This is a genomic window from Amycolatopsis vancoresmycina (assembly GCF_000716785.1).
Taxonomy (GTDB): Bacteria; Actinomycetota; Actinomycetes; order Mycobacteriales; family Pseudonocardiaceae; genus Amycolatopsis; species Amycolatopsis vancoresmycina.
Genome location: NZ_JNYY01000008.1, coordinates 204461 through 224465, shown reverse-complemented (window position 1 = coordinate 224465; position 20005 = coordinate 204461). Strand labels below are relative to the sequence as shown.

At 71.7% G+C, this 20005-nt stretch carries 19 protein-coding genes; 6 read left to right on the top strand and 13 right to left on the bottom strand.

Features of this window, described 5'->3' with window-relative positions; genetic code table 11:
- Positions 1–5 precede the first annotated feature (5 nt).
- The 7 genes from OO60_RS20830 to OO60_RS20800 all read right to left on the bottom strand — a co-directional run bounded on the left by OO60_RS20830 (position 6) and on the right by OO60_RS20800 (position 7037).
- A complete protein-coding gene (locus OO60_RS20830; RefSeq protein ID WP_003092769.1) occupies positions 6–1025 on the bottom strand; it encodes a fatty acid desaturase family protein in 1020 nt (339 codons plus the stop codon).
- A 180-nt stretch (positions 1026–1205) separates the two neighbouring features.
- Complete coding sequence (locus OO60_RS20825) at positions 1206–3566, bottom strand: ATP-binding cassette domain-containing protein (protein WP_003092765.1); 2361 nt, start codon at positions 3564–3566, stop codon at positions 1206–1208.
- Positions 3563–3802, bottom strand: a complete 240-nt coding sequence (locus OO60_RS20820; RefSeq protein WP_003092762.1) for an AraC family transcriptional regulator — start codon at positions 3800–3802, stop codon at positions 3563–3565. Before OO60_RS20820 ends, OO60_RS20825 begins: the two co-directional genes overlap by 4 nt.
- Positions 3787–4992 (bottom strand): MFS transporter, encoded by a 1206-nt coding sequence (locus OO60_RS20815; RefSeq protein ID WP_003092758.1) that lies wholly within the window; start codon positions 4990–4992, stop codon positions 3787–3789. The genes OO60_RS20820 and OO60_RS20815 overlap by 16 nt, the downstream gene beginning before the upstream one ends.
- 32 nt (positions 4993–5024) lie before the next feature.
- Positions 5025–5435: a VOC family protein gene (locus tag OO60_RS20810; RefSeq protein ID WP_003092755.1), complete on the bottom strand. Its 411-nt coding sequence runs from the start codon at positions 5433–5435 to the stop codon at positions 5025–5027.
- Positions 5436–5445: 10 nt separating this feature from the next.
- Entirely contained in the window at positions 5446–5889 is a 444-nt protein-coding gene (locus tag OO60_RS20805) for a helix-turn-helix transcriptional regulator (RefSeq protein ID WP_003092752.1), read from the bottom strand.
- A 257-nt stretch (positions 5890–6146) separates the two neighbouring features.
- On the bottom strand, positions 6147–7037 hold the full coding sequence (locus tag OO60_RS20800; RefSeq protein ID WP_003092749.1) for a LysR family transcriptional regulator: 891 nt from the start codon (positions 7035–7037) through the stop codon (positions 6147–6149).
- A 132-nt stretch (positions 7038–7169) separates the two neighbouring features.
- Here OO60_RS20800 and OO60_RS20795 point away from each other — a divergent pair, with 132 nt between their 5' ends.
- Complete coding sequence (locus tag OO60_RS20795; RefSeq protein ID WP_033262016.1) at positions 7170–8573, top strand: MFS transporter; 1404 nt, start codon at positions 7170–7172, stop codon at positions 8571–8573.
- A gap of 483 nt (positions 8574–9056) precedes the next feature.
- On the opposite strand, the gene OO60_RS20790 is transcribed toward OO60_RS20795, so the two are convergent.
- From OO60_RS20790 to OO60_RS20770, 5 genes are read right to left on the bottom strand one after another with little or no spacing between them, the layout of a single operon-like run.
- Positions 9057–10499, bottom strand: a complete 1443-nt coding sequence (locus OO60_RS20790) for an NAD(P)/FAD-dependent oxidoreductase (protein WP_003054605.1) — start codon at positions 10497–10499, stop codon at positions 9057–9059.
- Positions 10492–10722 (bottom strand): ferredoxin, encoded by a 231-nt coding sequence (locus OO60_RS20785; RefSeq protein WP_003054602.1) that lies wholly within the window; start codon positions 10720–10722, stop codon positions 10492–10494. The genes OO60_RS20790 and OO60_RS20785 overlap by 8 nt, the downstream gene beginning before the upstream one ends.
- Before the next feature lies 1 nt (position 10723).
- Positions 10724–11341: a ferric reductase-like transmembrane domain-containing protein gene (locus OO60_RS20780; RefSeq protein ID WP_003054600.1), complete on the bottom strand. Its 618-nt coding sequence runs from the start codon at positions 11339–11341 to the stop codon at positions 10724–10726.
- On the bottom strand, positions 11334–12134 hold the full coding sequence (locus tag OO60_RS20775) for a DUF4142 domain-containing protein (protein ID WP_003054598.1): 801 nt from the start codon (positions 12132–12134) through the stop codon (positions 11334–11336). The genes OO60_RS20780 and OO60_RS20775 overlap by 8 nt, the downstream gene beginning before the upstream one ends.
- Positions 12118–12717 carry a hypothetical protein gene (locus OO60_RS20770; RefSeq protein WP_003054595.1) on the bottom strand — a complete coding sequence of 200 codons (600 nt, stop codon included), beginning with the start codon at positions 12715–12717 and terminating at the stop codon, positions 12118–12120. Before OO60_RS20770 ends, OO60_RS20775 begins: the two co-directional genes overlap by 17 nt.
- 239 nt (positions 12718–12956) lie before the next feature.
- Here OO60_RS20770 and OO60_RS20765 point away from each other — a divergent pair, with 239 nt between their 5' ends.
- The 4 genes from OO60_RS20765 (at position 12957) to OO60_RS20750 (ending at position 17004) form a co-directional block, all read left to right on the top strand.
- Entirely contained in the window at positions 12957–13517 is a 561-nt protein-coding gene (locus OO60_RS20765; RefSeq protein ID WP_003054592.1) for a sigma-70 family RNA polymerase sigma factor, read from the top strand.
- Positions 13518–13524: 7 nt separating this feature from the next.
- Positions 13525–14313 (top strand): zf-HC2 domain-containing protein, encoded by a 789-nt coding sequence (locus OO60_RS20760; RefSeq protein WP_033261914.1) that lies wholly within the window; start codon positions 13525–13527, stop codon positions 14311–14313.
- A gap of 274 nt (positions 14314–14587) precedes the next feature.
- Positions 14588–16015: a DUF1996 domain-containing protein gene (locus tag OO60_RS20755; protein ID WP_033261913.1), complete on the top strand. Its 1428-nt coding sequence runs from the start codon at positions 14588–14590 to the stop codon at positions 16013–16015.
- A gap of 47 nt (positions 16016–16062) precedes the next feature.
- The gene (locus OO60_RS20750) at positions 16063–17004 is read left to right on the top strand and encodes a lipoprotein (RefSeq protein WP_033261912.1); all 942 of its coding nucleotides are present in this window, start codon (positions 16063–16065) and stop codon (positions 17002–17004) included.
- 669 nt (positions 17005–17673) lie between these two features.
- Here OO60_RS20750 and OO60_RS20745 read toward each other — a convergent pair.
- Positions 17674–18738 (bottom strand): Lrp/AsnC family transcriptional regulator, encoded by a 1065-nt coding sequence (locus OO60_RS20745; RefSeq protein ID WP_244885554.1) that lies wholly within the window; start codon positions 18736–18738, stop codon positions 17674–17676.
- Positions 18739–18806: 68 nt separating this feature from the next.
- Here OO60_RS20745 and OO60_RS20740 point away from each other — a divergent pair, with 68 nt between their 5' ends.
- Positions 18807–20000 carry a M20 metallopeptidase family protein gene (locus OO60_RS20740; RefSeq protein ID WP_004561250.1) on the top strand — a complete coding sequence of 398 codons (1194 nt, stop codon included), beginning with the start codon at positions 18807–18809 and terminating at the stop codon, positions 19998–20000.
- The last annotated feature ends 5 nt before the right edge of the window (positions 20001–20005 follow it).

Here is a 20005-nt window from a genome sequence, read left to right as displayed (position 1 = left end):
CGAGTCTACGAACGCTTCCTGAGAGGCGCCCCAGCTTCATGCAGGTGGGTGAGCGCCTGCCGATAGGACTCGGCCAGGCTCGTCTGCAGGTAGGGAATGCCCAGCTCGGCGCAGTAGGCCTGGACGATCGGCTGCGCCCGCCGCAGGTGCGGCGACGGCATGCTCGGGAACAGGTGGTGCTCGATCTGGTAGTTGAGCCCGCCGAGCGCGACGTCGGTGACGACGCCGCCGCGGACGTTGCGCGAGGTCAGCACCTGCTTGCGGAGGAAGTCGAGCTCGGGACGCCCGGTCAGCGTCGGCATGCCCTTGTGGTTGGGCGCGAAGATCGATCCCAAGTAGACACCCCACAGTCCCTGGTGGACGGCGAAGAACAGCAGCGCCATGCCGGGGGAGAGCACGGTGAACAGCGCGCCGAAGTAGAGGACGAAGTGCGCGGCGAGCAGCGCGGCTTCGACGCCCCGGCGCCGCAGCCCCGGCTTGCGGACCGCGCGGATCCCGGACCAGTGCAGGTTCAGGCCCTCCAGGGTGAGCAGCGGGAAGAACAGGAACGCCTGGTACCGCCCGATGAACCGCGGCACTGGTCCGAGATCCGCCCGGGCCTGGTCCTTCGACCACACGAGGATGTCCGGGTCGACGTCGGGGTCGAGCTCTTCGTGGTTCGGGTTGGCGTGGTGGCGGGTGTGCTTGTCCATCCACCAGCCGTAGCTCATCCCGATCCCGAGGTTGCCGGCGAGCATCCCGGCAACCTCGGTGGGGCGCCGCCGCCGGAACACCTGCTTGTGCGCGAGATCGTGGGAGAGCAACGCGATCTGCCCGAACATCACGGCCATGAAGGCGGCGACGCCGAGCTGCCACCACGAGTTGCCGAGCAGCGCGAAGGCCACCCACCCGGCGGCGGACAACCCGGCGACGACGGCGATCCGGGCGGTGTAGTAGCCGGGACGGCGGGCCATCAGCCCGGCGGCGGAGATGCGGTGGCTCAGCCGGGCGAAGTCGCTGCCGACGAGGTTTTCGGTGGTGGTCACCCGCCTGAGTCTTCGCGCCGGGGGACCGCGCCGGAATGCGGTGCGCTCGAAGGACTTTCCGGGGGCCAGCCCTACCGCCCACGCTGGTATACGCCCTCCGGCTTCCCGGGTCTGCCGCGGCTTGTCGTGAGTGGTAAGGCGAGTTAGAACTCGCCTTACCACTCACGACCGGGGCGGGCGTCAGGCGATGTACTCCGCCAGGTGTTTGCCCGTCAGGGTCTTCTTCCGCGCCTTCACCAGCTGCGCCGGCGTGCCCTCGAACACGATCCGGCCGCCGTCGTGGCCCGCGCCCGGCCCGAGGTCGATGATCCAGTCCGCGTGGGCCATCACCGCCTGGTGGTGCTCGATGACGATCACCGACTTGCCCGCGTCCACCAGGCGGTCCAGCAGGCCCAGCAGCTGCTCGACGTCCGCCAGGTGCAGGCCGGCCGTCGGCTCGTCGAGGACGTACACCCCGCCCTGCTCGGCCATGTGCGTGGCCAGCTTGATCCGCTGGCGCTCACCGCCGGACAACGTCGTCAGCGGCTGCCCCAGGGTCAGGTAGCCGAGGCCGACGTCGGACAGGTGCGTCAGGATCTTGTGCGCCGCCGGCAGGGCGGCGTCGCCGGACGCGAAGAACTCCAGCGCCGCCGCCACGGACATGCCGAGCACCTCGCTGATGTCACGGCCGCCGAAGGTGTACTCGAGCACGTCGGCGTTGAACCGGCGGCCCTCGCACACCTCGCACGGTGTCGCGGTGCCCGCCATGATCCCCAGGTCCGTGTAGACCACGCCGGCGCCGTTGCAGTTCGGGCACGCGCCTTCGGAGTTGGCGCTGAACAGGGCCGGCTTGACGCCGTTGGCCTTGGCGAACGCCTTGCGGATCGGCTCCAGCAGGCCCGTGTACGTCGCCGGGTTGCTCCGGCGCGAGCCGCGGATGCCGGTCTGGTCGACCGTCACCACGTCCTCGCCGCCGGACACCGAACCGTGGATCAGCGAGCTCTTGCCCGACCCCGCCACGCCGGTCACCACCACCAGCACGCCGAGCGGGATGTCGACGTCGACGTCCTGCAGGTTGTGCGTCGACGCGCCCCGCACCTCCAGGAAACCCGACGGCGAGCGCACCGACGACTTCAGCGACGCCCGGTCGTCGAGGTGCCGCCCGGTCAGCGTGCCGCTGGACCGCAGACCGTCCACAGTGCCCTGGAACACGATCTCGCCGCCCTCGGTGCCGGCGCGCGGCCCGAGGTCGACGACGTGGTCGGCGATCGCGATCGCCTCCGGCTTGTGCTCGACCACCAGCACCGTGTTTCCCTTGTCGCGCAGCTGCAGCAGCAGGTCGTTCATGCGCCGGATGTCGTGCGGGTGCAGGCCGATCGTCGGTTCGTCGAAGACGTAGGTGACGTCGGTGAGCGACGAGCCGAGGTGGCGGATCATCTTGGTGCGCTGCGCTTCCCCGCCGGAAAGTGTCCCGGATGGACGGTCGAGCGAAAGGTAGCCGAGGCCGATCTCGACGAACGAGTCGAGCGTGTGCTTCAGCGCGTCCAGCAGCGGCGCGACCGACGGTTCGGACAGCTTCCCGACCCACGAGGCGAGGTCGCTGATCTGCATCGCGCAGGCGTCGGCGATGCTGATCCCGTCGATCTTCGACGACCGCGCCTCCGCCGACAGCCGCGTGCCGTCGCAGTCCGGGCAGGTCGTGAACGTGGCCGCCCGCTCCACGAACGCGCGGATGTGCGGCTGCAGCGAGTCGACGTCCTTGGACAGCATGGACTTCTGGATGGCGGGCACCAGGCCGGAATAGGTCAGGTTGATGCCCTCGACCTTGATCTTCGTCGGTTCCTTGTAGACGAGGTCGTTGAACTGCTTCTTGGTGTACTTCTTGATCGGCTTGTCCGGGTCGAAGAAGCCGGAGCCGCGGAAGATGCGGCCGTACCAGCCCTCCATGCTGTAGCCGGGAATGGTGATCGCGCCTTCGTTGAGCGACTTGTTCTCGTCGAAGAGCGCGGTCAGGTCGATGTCGTTGACGCGGCCGCGGCCTTCGCAGCGCGGGCACATGCCGCCGGTGATGCTGAAACTGCGGCGTTCCTTGATCTGCCGGCCGCCCTTTTCGATGGTGACCGCGCCCGCGCCGCTGATCGAAGCGACGTTGAACGAAAACGCCTGCGGCGAACCGATGTGCGGCGTCCCGAGGCGGCTGAAGAGAATGCGCAGCATCGCGTTCGCGTCGGTCGCCGTGCCGACGGTGGAGTGCGCGTTGGCGCCCATCCGCTCCTGGTCGACGATGATCGCCGTGGTGATCCCGTCCAGCACGTCGACGTCGGGCCGGGCCAGGGTCGGCATGAAGCCCTGCACGAAGGTGCTGTAGGTCTCGTTGATCAGCCGCTGCGACTCGGCCGCGATCGTGCTGAACACCAGGGAGCTCTTGCCGGAGCCGGAGACGCCGGTGAACACCGTCAGCCGCCGCTTGGGCAGCTCGACGCTGACGTCCTTGAGGTTGTTCACCCGGGCGCCGTGGACGCGGATCAGGTCGTGGCTGTCGGCGGTGTGCGGCTCGGTCATCGGGTGCTCCAGGTTCTCGTCCGGGCCTCGGCGGCCTGTCGGTATTCGTGCGGGGAAACGCCATAGGCGTCTCGGAAGCGGCTGACGAATTGCGTGACGGGCAGGTCCACTGTGGTCGCGAGCAGTTCGACGTCGAGCGGAGCGGCGCATTCCCGGTCGATGCGGTCGCGGACGCGCCGCAACAGCGCCAGTTCGCGGAAGTGCTGCTGCGCGGCGGCTTTCAGGCTGAGGCACATACGGGATTCCTCTCCGGGATACGCCCGAGCACCGCCCGGGCCGCGATCGGCAGCAACAGCAGGGTCAGCACGCCGGACAGCACCAGGCCACCGGTGCTGCCGGCCAGTTCGATCAGGGGCCCGCCCAGGGCCAGCCCGAGCGGGGCGGCCACCGTGGCGCCCGTCGTCCACAGCGTGACGACTTGCTGCTGTTCCCCGGGGGCGAGCCCGGACTGCAGGAAGCTGTACGCGACCGGCGTGAACGGCGCGTACACCAGGCCGCCCAGGCCGAAGACGAGCAGGGCCACGGTGAGGTCGCCGGTGACGGCGAGCGCGATCGGGCACAGCGCCCACAGGCCGATGATGGCGACCAGCAACGGCCGCTGCGGCAGGTTCCGCAGCCGGCCGACGAGCGCGGCACCGAGGAACGCGCCGGCCCCCAGCGCACCCCACAGCACCCCCAGACCGGACGCGCCCGCGTGCAGCGTCCCGCTCACGTACAGCGGCAGCGCGACTTCGACGGGCATGTACAGGAAGTTGAAGAAGAACTCGACCACGAGCAGCCGCGCGGCGACCGGGCGGCGGCGCAGGATCCGCCAGCCCGACTCGGGCGTGCCCGTCTCGCGCAGCGCGTCACGGTCGCCGGCCGCGCGGGGGACGCACGCCAGCAGGACCAGCGCCCCGCACGCGTCGGCGAACAGCGCGAACCCCGCGCCGGCGGTCGCCACGAGCACCCCGCCGAGCACCGGCCCGGCGATGTAGAGCGCGAACGTCGTGTTCAGGCCGAGCAGGCCGTTGACCGAGAAGCGCCCGGCGTCACCCGCGGCCGACGTCGCCAGGACACGCCGGCTGCTCGACCCGGCCAGCCGGAACGTCGCGCCGAAGAAGAGCCCGGCCACGAGGACCGGCAGCGTGAGCCGTCCGGTGACGGCCAGGACGCCGAGCGTGGCGAAGGTCAGCGATCGCAGCACGCAGTCGGCGACGAGCAGCGTCCGCGGCGGCACCCGCACCCGGCCCAGGCCGACGGCCAGCGCCAGCGCGGTGGAGAGCACGAACGGCGCGGCCTCGACCAGCCCGATCGCGATCGCCTTCGGGAGGCCGCCGTGCAGCGACAGCGTCTGGACGGGCATGGCGACGAGCAGCATGCCGGTGCCGACGCTGGCCAGGAGGTCCCCCAGCAGGAGCCCGGCGACCCGCCGGTCGCGCAGCACCTCGCGGTAGCTGTGCGCGGGGACGGTCGTGGTCAGCGCTGTTCCTGGATGCGGAGCAGGTTGCCGGCGGGGTCGCGGAACGAGCAGTCGCGGATCCCGTAGGGCTGGTCGACCGGCTCCTGGACGACTTCGGCGTTGCCGGCTTCGAGCTTCGCGAAGAGGGCGTCGAGGTCCTTGGTGGCGAGGTTGACGCTCGCGTAGGTGCCCTTGGCCATCATCTCGCTGATCATGCGGCGCTCGTCGTCGGTGAGGCCGGGCGTCGCGGCCACCGGCGACAGCACGATCGAGGTGTCGGGCTGGTTCGGCGGGCCGACGGTGATCCACTGCATGCCGCCGTACTTGACGTTCTGGCGGACCTCGAAGCCGAGCAGGTCGCGGTAGAAGGCGAGCGAGGCTTCCGGGTCCGTGTGGGGGAGGAAGCTCGAGTGAATGGTGACGTCCATGGCGGTCACCCTATGTGGTCGCCGAGGGCCGCGCTTCTCGATTCCTGATCGGTCTGGTGACCTGTTTGGCCACGCACGGCGGCATCCCGACGGTGGCCGCGGCCTGCTGCTCGCGGTAGACGCTCGGGGGCATGCCGACCAGCTCGGCGAACCGGGTGCTGAAGGTGCCCAGCGACGAGAAGCCGACGGTGAAGCAGACCTCCGTGACGCTCAGCTCGCCGGTGCGCAGCAGCGCCATCGCCCGTTCGATCCGCCGCGTCATCAGGTACGAATACGGTGACTCACCGTAGGCGCGCCGGAACTGCCGGCTGAGGTGCCCGGCCGACATGTTCACCCCGCGGGCGAGCGCCTCGACGTCGAGCGGCTGCGCGTACTCCCGGTCGATCCGGTCCCGGACGCGCCGCAGCAGCGCGAGGTCACGCAGGTACTGCGCCGAGGCGGCTGAGCTGGTCACGGATGAATCGTGCCACAGGGCGACGAGCCGGGCGGAGGGTTTCGTGTCGTCCCGCCGAGTACGCGTGTCGTCCGTCCAGGCACGCGTGTCGTCCGTTCCGGCACGGGCCCTCGCGTGATTGGAGGGGCATCTCGCGTGATTGGGCGCGGATCTCGCGTGTCTGGAGGGGCATCTCGCGTACCTGGAGGGGCATCTCGCGTACCTAGACGGACGACTCGCGTACCTGGAGGGACGACTCGCGTGCCTGGGGGGTCGGGTCAGGGGAGGGCGTTGCGGAGGGTGGTGCGGAGCCACTGCTGGGCCGGGTCCGCGTCCAGGCGGGCGTGCCAGGACAGGCGGACCTCCAGCTCCGGCAGGTCCGCCGGGACCGGGAACCAGCGCAGGCCGAGCGCGCCGGCGTACTGCTCGGCGAGGCGCTGCGGCAGCAGCCCCACGTACGGGCTCGACGCGATCACCAGGACGGCCACCGCAGCCGTCGGCACGACGGCGGCGACGTGGCGGTGCAGGCCCGCCGCGGACAGCACGTCGTCCAGCGGCCCGCGGGCGAGGCCGCGGCGGGACGCCGAGACGTGCGGGTGGTGGCACAGCTGCGCCAGGGTCGGCCGGCGGTGGCGGCCCAGCGGGCTGTCCGCGCGCACCGCGGCCACCAGGCGCTCGCGGTACAGCACCGTGCTGCGGATGTCGGGCGCCGGGTACGGGCCCACGCCGATGTCCAGGTCGATCGAGCCGTCGCGGAGGGCCTCGGCGCTCTCGCTGCCCTCGGCCACGAACCGCAGGGTGACGCCCGGGGCGGCGGCCGCGGTGGCTTCGGCCGCCGCCGTCGCCAGGGTCGCGGCCACGCCGTCGTTGATGCGGATCGTGAACGTCCGGTCGAGGGCGGTGAGCGAGAAGTCCGTGTTGACCAGCGACGCCGCTTCCTCCAGCAGCGAGCGCACCCGGGGCGCGGTGCGCAGCGCGAACGGCGTCGGCGCCAGCCCGCGGCCGGCGCGGACCAGGATCGGGTCGCCCATCGCCCGCCGCAGCCTGCCCAGCGCCCGGCTGGTCGCCGGGATGGACAGGTGGAGGCGCTCGGCCGCCGCCGTCACGCTCCCGTCCCGCAGGAGCGCGTCGAACACGCGCAGGAGGTTCAGGTCGAGCTGCTCGGGCACTGTTGCAGCATACGCAAAACACCCTTGTCAAAGTTGCGTCGCGCGCAGTGGTTGATCGTCCTTAACGTCGGCTGCATGTCCACTTCCCTTCCGCTTCGCGCACCGGCGTCCCACCGCGGGCTGCTGACGCTCATGTGCGCCGCGGTGGTGCTCGTCGTCGGGATGGTCGCCGCGATCAACCTCGCCGTCCCGCCGCTCGCCGCGAGCGCGCTGCACCCGTCCGCGCCGGCCCTGGTCTGGATCGTCGACACCTACGTGATCGTGTTCGCCTGCCTGGTGATCCCGGCCGGCGCCGCCGGCGACCGGTTCGGCCGCAAGGGCGTCCTGCTGACCGGCCTCGGGCTGTTCGCCGCGGGCACGCTGCTGTCGGCCGTCGCGCCGGACGTCGCCGTGCTGCTCGCCGGCCGGGCGCTCACCGGCGTCGGCGCGGCCGCGGTGCTGCCCAACTCGCTCGCCGTCCTGCTGCACGCGGTGCCCGCCGGCCGCCGGGCGGGCACGATCGCCACCTGGGCGTCGATGACCGGCATCGGCGGCGTCGCCGGCAACGTCGGCGGCGGCCTGGTCCTGACGGCCGGCTCGTGGCGCTGGCTGTTCGGCGCCGCCGCGGGGGTCGCCCTGGGGCTGGCCGCGCTGGCCGCCCGGTACGCGCCGGTGTCGTCCCGCCACGACCGGCCGCTCGGGGCGGGGTCCGCGGCGCTGCTGACCGGTGCGTCGGTCGCGCTGCTGCTCGCGATCGTCCAGGGCCCGGAGGCGGGCTGGGGCAGCGTGGTCGTAGTGGGCGGCTTCGCCACGGCCGCCGTGCTGTTCGCGGCGTGGGTGTTCGCCGGGCTGCGGTCCGCGCACCCGCTGCTGGACCCCCGGCTGTTCCGGGACCCGCGCCTGCGCAGCGCGTGCCTCGGGCTGACCGCGATCTTCTTCGGCATGTTCGCGCTGTTCTACGTCAACGCGTCGTTCCTGCAGTACGCCAAGGGGTTCGGCGTGCTGGCGACCGGGCTCGGGATCGTCCCGCTGACGGTGCCGGTCATCCTCGGCGGCCCGCACGTGGGCCGGCTGACCGGGCGGATCGGCCTCGACGCGACCGTCGCGAGCGCGTTCGCGTTCGTCGGCGGAGGGCTGCTCGGACTGTCCACAAGCGACGCCGGCACGCCGTACTCCGTGTACGCGGGTTGGCTCGTGGTGGCCGGGATCGGGGTGACACTGGCGTTGCCGGCCCTGTCGGGGGTGATCGCGGGTGCCCTGCCGCCGGACCGCGCGGGGGTCGGCACCGGGCTGCAGGCTACGACGCGCGAGTTCGGCAGCGCGCTCGGCGTCGCGGTGATCGCCACGGTGTCCACCGCGCGGTTCGCAGCCGCCCTGCCGCCGGACGCCCGCGGGGCGCACACCGTGGCCGAGGCTCTTGCCCGGACGTCCCGCGCGTCCGACGTGGTCGCGGCGTTCGTCTCGGGGGCGGAGGCCGGCCTGCGCGTCACCGGGGTGGCGGTGCTCGTCCTCGGCGGGCTCGTCGTGGGGGAGTCGTGGTGGTCGCGCCGCCGGTGAGGGAAAAGGCATCACGCGTGATTGGCGGGGCATCTCGCGTGATTGGGTGGGCATCACGTGTGCCTGGAGGGGCATCTCGCGTATCCGGACGGTCGGCTCGCGTGCCTGGCGGGTCGGGTTCGGACCGTCCCGGGGGTTCCCGTGCCCCCGGGACGGCCCTGCACCGGTGCTGCAAGACCGTGATGGCCCGGCCGGCGGCATACCCTTCCACCGGCCGGGGTCGCCACGGCCCGTGCGCCCCGGCGGGAGAACCGCCGCGGCGCTCGGCCCCGTGCCCCCGCCCGGTGCGCCGGAAGAAGGTCACCCCGGGGGCGTCGGGTTCCCTCGGGATGACCTTCTCCTGGCCCGCCGGGCGCTCGTGCCGATCACGCGAGGCGGGCTGGGGGACGTCTGGGGCCGGTCACCACACCACCCAGCCGCGGAGGGGGTGTGGTGACCGGCAAGGGACGGGGGCCGCCGCGCGCAGCCCCGCCCCGGCTTTTGCTACCTCCCCATCGGGATGGCCATGGTCGGCAGCGCCGCCCCGGGCTGCGCGGCGAACGCCGTGGTCGGCGGGGCCGGCAGGGACTGCGCGGGGAACGCCGTCGTCGGGATGTCGTTGGCGAACTCGCTTTCGAACTCGCGCTCGAAGGCCTGGTGGTCGAAGCCGCTGTCGAACTCCGCCGGCACGTCGGCCGCCAGCGCGGCGAGCGACGGTTCGACGACCGGGACCTCGGGGACCTCCGCCACGGGCGCGGGCTCCGGCTCGGGCACGTAGTCGGGCGCGGGGAGCCGGCGGTCCAGCTCGGCCATCCAGTCGAGCATCGCCCGCGGCTTGTCCCACGAGGAGATGCCGACCAGCCGCCCGTCGCGGATGAAGCCGGTGATGCCGTCGGCCAGCGTCACCGTGTCCTCGGCCAGCGACGGCATCCCGCACATCTGCAGCCGGGTGTCGTACAGCGTCGACCAGGCGCGGGGGAGCGGGGTGAACGGGATGGCGCTGGAGTGGCCCATCAGCAGGTTGTCCGCCGCGTGCCGGGCCGACTCGACGGCGTTGATCCAGTGCTCGACCCGCCGCGGGGTCTCGTCGAAGCGCAGGTTCGGCCAGCGCGCGATGTCGCCGGCGATGACGACGTCGGAGGCACCCTCGGCGAACAGCTTCGAATCGCACAGGACGCCGTCGCTGATGTCCAGGCCGGAGCCGCGCATCCAGTCCACCGACGGGACGCTGCCGATGGCGAGCACGACGACGCTGGCGACCAGCAGCTGGTTGTTCGTCAGGTGCAGCCCGACGGTGTCCTTCGTGCTGATCCAGTGCCGGACTTCGCTCCGCATCGCCAGCTTCGCCCGGTGCTCGTGGTGCGCCTCGACGATGCCGCTGGAGACGCGGTCGCCGAAGCGGTGCAGCGGCGCCTTCGCGTGCCCGATCAGGGTGACGTCCCGGCCGATGTGCCGCATGCTGGCGGCGAACTCGTTGCCGATCAGGCCGGCGCCGATCACGACGGCCGGCTTCTTGCTGGCGTTGAGGCAGCGCCGCACCGCCATCGAATCCTCGACCGTGCGCAGGATCCGCACCCGCGGGTCGTGCCGCGGCGCCCCGGGCAGGTGCCGCGGGTAGACGCCGGTCGCGGCGATCAGGCCGTCGTACCAGAGGGATTCCCCGCCCGGCAGGTGCACGACCCGCTCGGTGGTGTCCAGGTGCGTCACGCGCGCGCCGAGGCGCCAGTGCACGTCGAGGTCCGGCAGGTAGTGCGAAAGGCCCACGTCGCTGGGCCGTTCGGTCCCCATCACCAGCGCCTTGGAGATCATCGGCCGGTGGTAGGGCCGCCGGGCCTCGTCGCCGATCAGGACGATCTCCCCGTCGAACTTCTGCTCCCGCAAGCGTTCCGCGGCACGCAGCCCGGCGACGCCCGCACCGACGATGACGATCCGGTCGCCGTCAGCCATCGAGGTCCCCTCTCATCACGACCGCCTGCATCGGGCAGCAGCGGGCGGCCATCTTCGCCTGTTCAATGGTGGTTTCGTCCAGCAGCCGCGTGTGGAAGCGCAGGCGGCCGTCCTGGCCGAGGTCGAACACGTCCGGTGCCTCCATGGCGCAGATGCCGTAGAGCTCGCAGCGGTCGTTGTCGACGCTGATCCGGGGCCCGCTGCCGGGCAGTCGGAGTGGCATGTCAGGCCACCTGCTCTTCCACGAGACCGATGCGTTCGAGGGTGCGGGCCGGCATGAACCGCAGCATCGACACCGTCACGGCCGGGACGAGCAGCGTGATGCCGCCCAGCCAGGTGACCGAGAGGTGGCCGTTGGCGATGGCGCCGAACCAGGAGTGGATCGCGATCAGGGCCACCGCCGGGTACGCGCAGCGGTGCAGCCACAGCCAGCGCCGGTAGGAGGTGAAGCGCTGCAGGCCGGCGGTCAGGAAGATGGCGAACATGACCTCGAAGCCGATGATGCCGGCGATGTGGCGCGCCTCCTGCCCGGAGCCGAACGGGACGAACATGTAGGCGAAGCTGTAGGGCGCGACCGTCAGGTAGGTGAACCCCAGTGCGTGGACGGCGCCGAAGATGATCGTCGCGGTGGCCAGCACCATGTGGGTGCTGCGCAGGCCCTTCCGGCCGGTGACCGAGCGGATCCAGCCGGTCGCGGTGAGCACGCCCCAGGTGAGCGTCAGCATCGTCGCCGCGTAGGACGTCCGGGCGGCGAAGGCCGCGAGGCCGCGGGCCGCCGGGTCGGTCTTCGGCTGGAACTGCTGGGTCAGGAAGATCGTTGCGTCGTGCCAGGTCTCAACCATGGCTACCCCCGGTTCTCGCGGCGGCCGGCCGGGAAGCCCTGGCGCGGCCACGGTTGCCCTTGATCTGGCGCAGCACGTAGAACAGCCCGCCGCCGACCAGCAGGAACAGTGCCCCTACCACGGCGATCTGGGACGTGTCGAGGCCGAGCTGGATGCCGGTGGGCGCGGCCGTGGTCGAGACGACCGGGGCGGGCAGCGCGGTGTAGTCGACCATCCCGGTGCTCTCGAGCATCGTCATGTGCCGCATGACGGCCTGGTTGCCGACGGTGGCGAAGGCCCGCACGTCGTCGTTGCGGGTACCGGCCCGCAGCTGCGCGAGGACGGCGAACACCTGGCCGTGCGCGGCGCGCAGCCGGTTGGCGAAGACGCGGTCGAACTCCGGGCCGGGGGAGGCGGCCATCTCTTCGGCGAGCCAGCCGCGCTGTTCGTCGGAGGGTTGGTCGGGGACCGGCGAGTTCAGCTTCTGCGAGAGCGCGCGGGTCGCCACGTCGAGCCGGCCGTGGTCCATCATGATCGCGAAGCCGACCTTCTGGACCAGCGGGCTGCCCTTTTCCATGGCCATCATGCCCGAGGGCATCTCCCACAGGCCGGCCTGGCGGACCTTGGTGAGCAGCACCGCGTCGGTGTCGGACACCGAGTTCACGGCGCCGGTCTGGGCGAGCGAAGCCGAGCCCGGCGCGAGCAGCGCCAGGACCGCGGCCAGCACGAACAGGATGCGGACCAGCGGCCGGGTGCGCTCGAGGACCGACGGGGGTTCGAAGTCGAACCCGGCGAGCTCAGACGCCGAACGCATTTTGCCTCCACTCGTCCTGGGTCAGCGTGATCTTCTTGCCGTCCGGCGCGATCGGGTACCACGCCTGGTCGGCGCCCTGGCCGGAGGTGTCGGCCGGCTCCTGGTCGCCGGTGAAGTGGTACAGCGGCCAGCCGGCGAGGGTCTGCTGCGCGCTGCCGTCGTCGCGGGTGATCTGGCCGAGCAGCGACTGGTCGACGTCGATCGGGGCCAGCGTGCCGGGCTTGACCGGGATCCACTTGGCCGCGCACGCGTCCGTGCAGTTCGACCGCGACGGCCGGGGGGTGTCGCGGTCGTAGCGGTAGATCGTGTAACCGGTTCCGTCGACGAGCAGGAGGCCGAGGTCGAACGTCTTCGCGGCCCTGAGCTGGCTCTTCGCCGGGTTGTTCGGGTCGGCGGTGATGCCCTGCGGCATCGGCAGGACGACCTGCCCCTGCTGCATGCCGGGCATCTGCATCCCGGCGGCGCCGCCGGCGGCGTACCCGCCACCCGAGGTGGTGGCGGCGCCGGCGGTACAGGCAGTGAGCAAGGCGAGTGCGGTGAGGCACACGGCGGCGGGGACCACCGGGCGGGGAATGCGGATCACTGCTCCTCCGTGGGGCATGACTACGCGCTGTTGCCGGTAGTGCAACGGAAAAGGGCGCGAAGGATCCACAGTGGACATTCGGTCCGGAGTGGATGCGGAGCGTTGCGGGGGACAACGCCTGGTCGGGGTCTTCGGTAGGGGATACGGACACGGTCCGGAAACGGTTCAAAAAAGTTTTGGGCCGGTTTGCGGCCCGGAAGTACTGGACGTAGGCCGTCCGGCCCACCAGGATGTCCCGCGTGGGACGGCACACCCGAGCGCTGAGATCCGTCGGAAACCCCGAAGCCGTCGTCGAGCCCGGCGACGGTTCCGACGATCTGGCGAAGGCGCTCTACCAGGAGTTCGGCGGGTCCCTCATGGCGTTCGCCCTGCGGCTGACCGGCCACGACCGGCAGTGGGCCGAGGACGTCGTGCAGGAGACCCTGATCAAGGCGTGGCGGAACGCCGACAAGCTCGACCGCCAGCCGGAGATGCTGCGTGCCTGGTTGTTCACGGTGGCCCGGCGTACCGTCATCGACGGCTGGCGCAGCCGCAGCGTCCGGCCCCAGGAGCTCGAGGAGATCGAATCCGACGCGATCGCGGTGTCCGACGAATCGGACCGGACGCTCGCCGCGATGATCGTTTACGAGGCGCTGCAGGGCCTTTCGCCCGAGCAGCGGGAGGCCATCCAGCAGACCTACCTGCGCGATCGCACCGTGAACGAGGTCGCGGCGACCCTCGGCGTGCCACCGGGCACCGTCAAGTCCCGCATCCACCACGCCGTCCGCGCGCTGCGCCGGGCCCTGCGCGAGCGGGGGTGAACTGAGCGTGGCCGGTTCCGCACACACCGACGTCGCCGCGTACGTGCTCGGCGTCCTCAGCGAGGCCGAGAACACCCAGTTCGAAGCCCACCTGATGAACTGCCCGCACTGCCAGCTCGACCTGATCGAGCTCTACCAGCTGCCGGACGTCCTCGACCTGGTGAAGCGCAGCTGGCCGGAGCCGCCGATGCCCGCGCCCGGCCCGCGCACCCTCTCGCCCGGCCCCCGGGTGCTGCGCGGCCTCATGGAAGAGGCCGCGGTGAAGCGCCGCCGTCGCCGCCGGCTCGGCATCCTCGCCGGGGCCGCGGCCGCCGCGCTCGTCGTGGCCGGCCCGCTGGTGACCCTCGCGGTCCGGCCGGCCGACGCCGTCCCGCCCGCCTCTCTCGCCGCCCCGAGCGGCAAGCAGCCGCCCCCGGCGACGAGCGTCGAGGGCACGTCCACGCCGCCGCCGTCCACTCCGGCCGGTCAGCCCGGTGGCGGTCAGACCTACGGCCGCGGCAGCGGCGGGTCCGCCGTCAGCGCACTGGTGACCGTGTCCCCGGTGGAGTGGGGCAGCCGCGTCGAGCTCGAGCTGCGCGGGATCGTCGGGCCGGTGAAGTGCCAGCTGGTCGCCATCCCGGCGACCGGCGCCGAGCGCGTGGTGTCCAGCTGGTCGGTGCCGCCCAAGGGGTTCGGCATCCCCGGCTCGCCCGAACCGTTGCGGCTGCAGGGTTCCGTCTCCCTGGCGATGGACCAGATCAGCCGGTTCGAGGTCCGTGGCGACGACGGCACGGTCCTCGTCGTCGTGCAGCGCTGAACTTCCCTTTTCCGCACGCAAAGCCGTGACCTCGGTGAATGCCGCCCGGTTGCGTTCCGGTTGATAACGAACAGATAACGGGCCGGTCGCTTTTGAACCTCGGGGCGCTGGGATCCGTATCCCCCAATGCATCCCCCGATGCATCCCGACAGCCGGAACCGCAAGCATCCCCCGACCGGGTTCCGCGCGATCTCGACCTCAATTGACGGTAGTTCTTGCCCGGGCTGCCGCGCTGTTCGGCGCGCCCGGAAAAACGAACGAGGTGAACTAGTCCATGCCCCGGAATTCTCGGCCCCCCGTGACGGGCAAGCATCGTGTAGCCCGCCGAACCAAGATCGCGATGGGCGCGATCGGCCTGGCGATCGCCGTCGGCGCACTCGCCGTCGCGGTCACCGCGGGCCGCACGGGCGAAGCCAGCGCGGACCCCGCGGACCCGTCGTTCTTCATCGACATCAACAAGGTTCCCGCCGGCAACAACGTCAACGCAGCCTTGAAGAAGAAGGGTGCGCAAGGGTCTTTCACCGTCAACTGTGGAACCAACGCCGACGGCGCGCACCAGAACCCGGACAACTTCATCGCCCAGCCCGGGATCAAGAACGGTGCCCAGCACCTGCACGACTACGTCGGCAACCTGACGACCAACGCCGACTCGAGCCTCAAGAGCCTCCTCGCCGGCGGCACCACCTGCAAGAACGGTGACAAGTCCGCCTACTTCTGGCCCGTCATCCGCATCGACCGCGGGGACAAGGAAGCGGCGCAGCAGAAGAACCAGAAGGCTCAGCAGCAGCAGAAGGGCAAGACGGGCGACGTCCAGCAGGACAAGAGCGCCCAGGACGCCAAGGACGCCCAGGACCAGCGCAACAGCCAGGGTCAGGGCGGCGGCCGTTCGGGCAAGAGCGCGCAGCAGCAGGGTGACCAGAACCAGAACCAGGACGGTCAGCAGCAGCGCCGCCAGCGCAACCAGGACCAGAACAACCAGCAGCAGGGCCAGAACCAGCAGCAGGACCAGAACCAGCAGCAGGACCAGAACAACCAGCAGGACAAGCAGAACCAGAACAAGAACGACCAGAACAACCAGAACCAGAACAACGCGAACCAGAACCAGAACCAGGGCCAGCAGCAGGAAGAGCTCGGCGGCATCCAGGGCGCGAACAAGGAGGTCGGCGACAACGACGGCACGATCATCGAGCCGGAGTCGGCGACGCTGAAGTTCATCGGCGGTGGCGCGCAGGACGTCGTCGCGATGCCGCTCGGCCTGAAGATCCTCTACGGTGACGCCAAGCAGAGCACCAACGGCCCGAAGAACGCCCGGCCGAGCTGGACCTGCACCGGGTTCGAGGACCGGCTGACCGACCTCTACCCGATCTGCCCGGCGGGCAGCAAGGTGGAGCGCATCCACAACTTCCCGAACTGCTGGGACGGCAAGAACACCGACAGCAAGGACCACCGCAGCCACATCGTGTTCGCCAACCAGCAGGGCAAGTGCCCGCAGGGGTTCAAGAACGTGCCGCAGCTCCAGGTCACCCTGGTGTACGACGTCCCGCAGGACGTCCAGCAGAACGGTGAGTACAAAGTGGACGCGTTCGCCCAGGAGAAGCACAACCCGCGGTCCGACCACGACGACTTCGCGAACGTGATGAGCAAGCAGATCATGGGCCGCCTGGTCAACTGCATCAACTCGGGCAAGGCCTGCGCCGAATAGTCATCGCGCTCCCGCCCGTTTCGAGAAGCCAGGAAGGAGAACCTCCGATGTACCGTGCTCGCCCGGTTGCCGCTCTGCCGCTCGCTTTTGCCGGACTCGCGCTGGTCGCGGCCTGCGGAACCAACCCGTACGCCGCCTCCGGTGCCGGTCAGCAGCTGACGCTCGGCGCCCAGCAGCAACCGGCGAGCGCGGTACCGGCCGGTTCCCCGGCCGGCCGGGCCCGGCTGATCACGTCCACTGTGGATGGTCTGGGCGAAGTGCTGGCCGACGGCGAAGGACACACGCTCTACCAGTACGCGAAGGACAGCGCCGAGCCGTCGAAGGCCACCTGCGCCGGCCCGTGCGCGGTGACGTGGCCACCGCTGGTCTCCGACGCCCCGGCGCTCGTCGCGGGCGTGGACGGCGGCCTGGTCGGCCAGGTCACCCGGCCGGACGGCACCAAGCAGGTGACGGTCGGCGGCCGGCCGGTTTACCGGTACGCCAAGGACACCGGCCCGGGCGTGGCGCTCGGCCGGAACGTCAGCGCGGACTGGACGGCGGTCACGCCTGCGGGGAAGCAGGCGGCCGCGGGCCCGGCCACCGTCGGCACGGCCGACGTCGACGGCCTCGGCCCGGTCCTCACGGACTCGGCCGGCCGCACGCTCTACCTGTTCACGAAGGACGGCAAGGGTTCCGGCAAGTCCACTTGCGACGGAGCCTGCGCGCAGAAGTGGCCGCCGCTGCCCGCCGACGGCCGGATCACCGTCGCCGGCGGCATCGACGCCGGCCTGGTCGGCCGCGTCCGCCGGCCGGACGGCACCAGCCAGGTGACGGTCGGCGGCTGGCCGGTGTACACCTACGCCCAGGACACCGCGCCCGGCGAGGCGAGCGGCCACGGCGCGGGCGGCACGTGGTTCGCGGTGGAACCCAACGGCTGCAAGGCGAACCCGGCCGCCCGGCCCGAAGTCCGGCAGGCCGTCGCGACGGCGCCGACCCCCGGCGGGTACTGACCCGCCCCACGAACCCCGGCCCGGCGGACACTTCCCTCCACCTCACCCCCCGAGTCCGCCGGGCCGGTTGCTCCACCCCGAGAAGAACGCGGGACACGTCCCGCACCCCGAGCCCCGGTCCGGTGGACACTTCCCTCCACCTCACCCCCCGAGTCCACCGGGCCGGGATTCACCCCCCACCGACCCGGCCGAGCCGGGTCAGCGAAGGAGGAAACGGCGGGAGTCGCTCCCGCCCGCGAGTTCCGGCCCGGTGGACGCTTCCCTCCACCTCACCCCCCCGTCCACCGGCCGGAACCCCCAAACACGCAAACCGACCCTCCAGATACGCGAGCCGACCCTCCAGATACGCGAGATGTCCCTCCAATCACGCGAGATGCCTCTCCAATCACGAGTGACGCCCCTTCAATCACGCGAGATGCCCTGCCAGTCACACGAGTCACCCGCTCCGCCACGCGAGTTCCGTCTCCGATCACGCGAGTTCCGCCCCGGATCTCGCGAGTTCCGCCCCTGATCACGCGAGACCGCCGCCAGGCTCCGGCCGGTGGCCGCCCCTCGGTCACCCGGCCCGCTCCGCCCGGCCTGCTCTACGCGGCCCGCTCCACCAAGTCCGCCTCCGCGGCACGTCCCGGACCCCGGTCCCGGGGGATGCTTCCCTCCACCTCACCCCCCTCATCCCCCGGACCGGTCAACGCTGCGGTCCCCGTGCTCCGGCACGGGGACCGCGGCCCAGAAATCGAGCGGCACCCGCCCGGTCCCGCGGCCCGCCGGATCGAGCAGCCGGCCCATCAGCTTGACGCTCCGCAGCGTCACCGCCCGGTCGGCGACCTCCAGCCACGGCAGCTTCGCCGCCAGCCCCGCCTCCAGGGCCAGCACGTCGTGCGACGCCGGCAGCCAGACCACCAGCATCAGGTTCGCCGCCCCGGACAGCGCCGCGCACATGCGGACCTCCGGCACCATCGCGAGCGACCGGGCCGTCGTCTCCAGCTTGTCCGGTGGGACGCGCAGCCACAGCGTCACCGTGACCGGCGCCGGCGACACCGAACGCGCGATCTCGCACCGGATGCGGATCGCGCCGCGGCCGAGCAGTGCGTCGAGCCGGCGCCGGACCGTTGTCGCCCCGACGCCGAGGTCGCCCGCCAGTGCCGCCGCCGACGCGCGGGCGTCCGCGCCGAGGGCCAGGATCAGGGCCCGGTCCGCCGCGTCGAACCGGACCGGCGCGCGGTTCCGGGCCGGTTTCGCCGACAGCGCCTCGCGTTGCCCCGGGGAAATCGCCCGGACCCGCCAGCGGCTGCCCTCGGTGAACATCCGCGGGGACAACGCCGTCCGCACCCGCGTCACGCCCGGCACCGCCGCCACCCGGCCCGCGACGTGCGCCCCCAGCTCCCGCAGGGACGCCGCCACGACGTGGACGAGCAGGTCGCACGGCCCGGCGACGTACTCGACGGTGGCCACGTGGACGTCCGCCGCGAGCGCCGCAGCGACGCCGGACACCGCTCCCGGCTCGCAGTCGATCGCGACGAACGCCAGGGCCAGCTGCGTGGTCAGCTCCCCGCCGGCGTAGGCCGTCAGCCAGGCGTCGCCACGCTCGACGAGCGCGTCCCAGCGCCGGGCCGCCGTCACCGCGCCCAGGCCCAGCGCGTGGCCGAGCGTCGACCACGACGCCCGCGGCGCCGCCTGGAGCGCGTCGACCAGTTTGAGGTCCTGCTCGGCCAGCATGGCGGATTCTTCGCTCATCGGACCCCGGATCGGTGGTTTCGGCGATTTTCCCCGGTCATTGTGCTCGACTCTCGCATGATCGGCGGATGACCCTGCGATCCGACGCCGCCGCCCTGCTCGACGACCTGGTCGCCCTCCGCCGCGACCTGCACAAGATTCCCGAAATCGGCCTGCACCTGCCGCGCACCCAGGAACGCGTCCTCGCCGCCCTCGACGGCCTGCCGCTCGAACTCACCCTCGGCAAGAACCTGTCCTCGATCACCGCCGTCCTGCGCGGCGGCAAGCCCGGCGGCACCGTCCTGCTGCGCGGCGACATGGACGCGCTCCCGGTCACCGAGGCGAGCGGCGAGGAGTTCACCTCGACCCTCGACGGCGCGATGCACGCCTGCGGCCACGACCTGCACACCGCGGGCCTGGTCGGCGCGGCCCGCCTGCTCGCCGCCCGCCGCCAGGACCTGCCCGGCGACGTCGTGTTCATGTTCCAGCCCGGCGAAGAGGGCTGGGACGGCGCCGGCCACATGATCGACGAAGGCGTCCTGACCGCGTCCGGCAAGCAGGCCGACGCCGCCTACGGCCTGCACGTCTCCGCCGCGAGTTACGCGAAAGGCCAGTTCACCGCCCGGCCCGGCACGCTGATGGCCGCCTCGGGCGCCCTCGAAGTCCGGGTCAAGGGCGACGGCGGCCACGGCTCGTCCCCGCACGACGCCCGCGACCCGATCCCGGCCGCCTGCGAGATGGTGACCGCGCTGCAGACGATGGTCACGCGCACCTTCGACGTCTTCGACCCGGTCGTGATCACCGTCGGCTCGTTCCACGCCGGCACCCGCCGCAACATCATCCCGGACGACGCGGTCTTCGAAGCCACGCTGCGGTCGTTTTCGCCGGAGGTCGCGGCCCGCGTCGGCGAACGCGCGGTGCAGGTCTGCCGCGGCATCGCCCAGGCGCACGGGCTCGACATCGACGTCACCTACGAACCCGAGTATCCCGCGACGGTCAACGACGCCGCCGCCTACGACTTCGTGGCCGACACGGTCCGCGACGTCTTCGGTGAGGAACGCTTCACCGAGATGGCCGATCCGATCACCGGTTCGGAGGACTTCTCCCGTGTCCTGGACCGGGTTCCGGGCGCGTACCTCTTCCTCGGCGCGTGCCCGACGGACCCGGCGACCGCCCCGGACAACCACTCGCCACGCGCTCGTTTCGACGACAGCGTGCTCGGCGACGGCGCCGCGCTGCTGGCCGAGCTCGCCGTCCGCCGCCTCGGATCACTGGCCGGGTGACGCCG